The sequence below is a fragment of the Natrialba chahannaoensis JCM 10990 genome, assembly GCF_000337135.1.
Taxonomy (GTDB): domain Archaea; phylum Halobacteriota; class Halobacteria; order Halobacteriales; family Natrialbaceae; genus Natrialba; species Natrialba chahannaoensis.
The window spans coordinates 1-3,284 of the sequence record NZ_AOIN01000025.1; the positions used below are offsets into that span (position 1 = coordinate 1).

Genomic DNA, 3,284 nt, shown 5'->3' on the forward strand with positions numbered 1-3,284 from the left:
CCCTTGCCCGCTTCTGCACGGGCAGGATGGAGGGAACCGACATCGAGGTAGCAAGCCACCCGGTCGATATGTGCTCTTGCGGGTGACGACTCTGTTATCCCTAAGGTAGCTTTTCTGTCAGCAATTGGCCGCATCAAGCAGCCTAATTGGTTCGCTAGACCACGCTTTCGCGTCAGCGTCCGTCGTTGTGCCGGACACTGTCAGACTTCCGTATGCTCTTGCGCTCTTTCCCGCGTCTCCGACGCGGGGGAGGAAATCTTGGGGCGCGCCCGATATCTTTTCAGGCGCGTACCGCCCCAGTCAAACTGCCCGGCTACCAGTGTCCTCCGCCAGGAGTGAGAGTCGCAGTCACCATCGGGTAGTATTTCAATGCTGGCTCGGTGGCCCGCTAGCGCGGGTACCTGTGTAACGCCTCCTACCTATGCTGCACAATGGCGACCACGTCTCAGTGACAGCCTGCAGTAAAGCTCTATAGGGTCTTCGCTTCCCCTTGGGGGTCTCCAGACTCCGCACTGGAACGTACAGTTCACCGGGCCCAACGTTGGGACAGTGGCGCTCTCGTTGATCCATTCATGCAAGCCGCTACTGAAGCGGCAAGGTACTACGCTACCTTAAGAGGGTCATAGTTACCCCCGCCGTTAACGGGTCCTTCGTCCCCTTGTAAGGGGTGTTCAGATACCCGCACTGGGCAGGATTCAGTGACCGTACGAGTCCTTGCGGATTTGCGGTCACCTATGTTGTTACTAGACAGTCGGAGCGCCCGAGTCACTGCGACCTGCCTCTTTCCGAGGCAGGCATCCCTTATTGCGAACGTACGGGACTAACTTGCCGAATTCCCTAACGTCGGTTGATCCCGACAGACCTTGGCTTTCGCCGCCATGAGTACCTGTGTCGGATCTCGGTACGGACAGTATGCTCGTCTTTTCACGGGCTCTGGGTTGACCCAACTTGCGTTATCCAGCCATTCGATCGCTTCGTGCCATTACGGCTTCCACGCTCTTCGACTGTTCAACTGGGCGAAGGCCCAGCCTGGGTGGCCCCAAAGCGTCAACTTTTATTGCATACCGGCATAGGAATATTAACCTATTTCCCTGTTGTCAGCTTCGACTTACGGGCTGACTTAGGACCGGCTAACCCTCAGCTGATTAGCATTGCTGAGGAACCCTTACTCGTTCGGCCGTCGGGGGTCTAACCCGACTAACGCTGCTACTATGACCAGGATTTTCGTTACTGAACGGTCCACACGAATTCTCATCCGTGCTTCCACCCGAACAGAACGCCAACCTACGCGATTACCCTGTGAGGGGTACGGCTCGGTCTCGGTGGTGGATTTGAGCCCCGATCATTTTGGGCGCCTCAAACCTCGGCCGGTAAGCTGTTACGCTTTTCTTAGAGGGTAGCTGCTTCTAAGCTCACNGGATTTGAGCCCCGATCATTTTGGGCGCCTCAAACCTCGGCCGGTAAGCTGTTACGCTTTTCTTAGAGGGTAGCTGCTTCTAAGCTCACCTCCCGGCTGTCTAGGGCTTGAGACCACCTTCGATCGCACTTAATCCACACTTTGGGACCTTAACCCAGCTCTGGGTTGTCTCCCTTACGGTACACAGGCTTACCCCGTGCACCGGACTCCCTGCGTCGAACGACGTTCATAGGTTCGGAGTTGGACAGGGGGGCGCNGTCTCCCTTACGGTACACAGGCTTACCCCGTGCACCGGACTCCCTGCGTCGAACGACGTTCATAGGTTCGGAGTTGGACAGGGGGGCGCACTCCTCTCGGAGTGCGGTCCCCCAATCCGTCGCTCTACCCCATGAACTATCTCGGCAGAGGTGATGCTTCGACATCTTTCGGTTGGAACCAGCTGTTTCCGGATTCGATGGGCCTTTCACCCCTAGACGTAGGTCACGTGAGGGTATTGTAGGACACCAACACTAACAGGCCTCCACGTGCCTTTCGGCACGCTTCACCTTGCCCACGTCTAGATCATCCAGTTTCGGGTCGTGCCCGATTGACTCCCCGCGCTTGAACACGGCGGCCCTCACCTAACGGCTGCGGCCATGTCGGTTTCCCTACGCCTTCCTTGATACTCAAGTTAGACTCGTCAATCAGGCACACTCCCTGGTTCGTTTTTCAAAACGTACGACGGAACTTCGGCTTCCTGATCAGCTTACTGGTAGCTCGCGCTACGGTCATTATGATCAGGACCTTGTAAGCCCCGTCGCTCTATCGCCAACTGATTTCACGCCCTATTGCACCTCCCTTTGTGGGGTGCTTTTCAGCGTTCGTTCACACTACTTGTTCGCTATCGGTCTTGAGGAGTGTTTAGTCTTCCCAGTCGATGCCTGGGATATTCACGAGGGATATCCAACCCCCGATACTCTGGAGCTGACTCGTCTCTTACTNGTCGACAGTACGGGACTGTCACCCTGTCTCGTGCTCTGTTCCAAGAGACTTCGTGTCGAATTTCGGAGAGTGATCGTCAGTCCGAACACCACATTGCCCGAAGGCTTCGGTTTGGACTGTATCGCGTTCCTTCGCCAGTACTAACGACATCACATTACGTTTTCTTTTCCTGCCGATACTGAGATGTTTCAGTTCTCGGCGTTCCCCATTGCGCGAAGCAATTGCGGTGGGGATTCCCATTCGGAAATCCTCAGTTCTTTCCCTCCGTGCGGGTCCCTGAGGCTTATCGCAGCTTGGCACGTCCGTCTTCAGCTCTCAAGCCGAGCGATCCACCAGCTGGCACAGTAGCCACGTTCATCGGATCGGCGCTACACCAGAAGTGTAGCATATCGTGACCCGGGAACGGGTCCAGTGGACGCCTGGACTACACGTACACACGGTCTCATCTGCACGCCGGTAGACGGCCGGCCTGCATTGACCCTTCCCACTCACGCTTACGCGGAGTGGTGCATCNCGGTCTCATCTGCACGCCGGTAGACGGCCGGCCTGCATTGACCCTTCCCACTCACGCTTACGCGGAGTGGTGCATCGGTTCGTGCGCCACGGTCTCCGAAGAGATCGTGACGCGATATGGACCCACTGGGATTTGAACCCAGGGCATCCTCCTTGCAAAGGAGGCACTCTCCCACTGAGCTATGGGCCCACCCCTCCAACCTGGAGGGAACGAGGTGTTAGCCTTGGTAGTTCAAAGGTGCCCGTTCGGTTCGGCGGGTGGATGGTGTGACCGAACGTGGACTGAAAGGTGGGCTGGGGCGTCGCCCCAGTCCCGATCTGTGGAGGTGATCCAGCCGCAGATTCCCCTACGGCTACCTTGTTACGACTTTAG

The 3,284-nt window shown here is 56.9% G+C and carries 1 tRNA gene and 1 rRNA gene; both read right to left on the reverse strand.

Going from position 1 to position 3,284, the window contains the following annotated elements:
- A 23S ribosomal RNA gene (locus tag C482_RS03570) occupies positions 1-2,755 on the reverse strand; the annotation flags it as partial.
- Positions 2,756-3,029: 274 nt separating this feature from the next.
- Positions 3,030-3,101: transfer RNA gene (locus C482_RS03575), tRNA-Ala, on the reverse strand.
- Positions 3,102-3,284 lie beyond the last annotated feature (183 nt).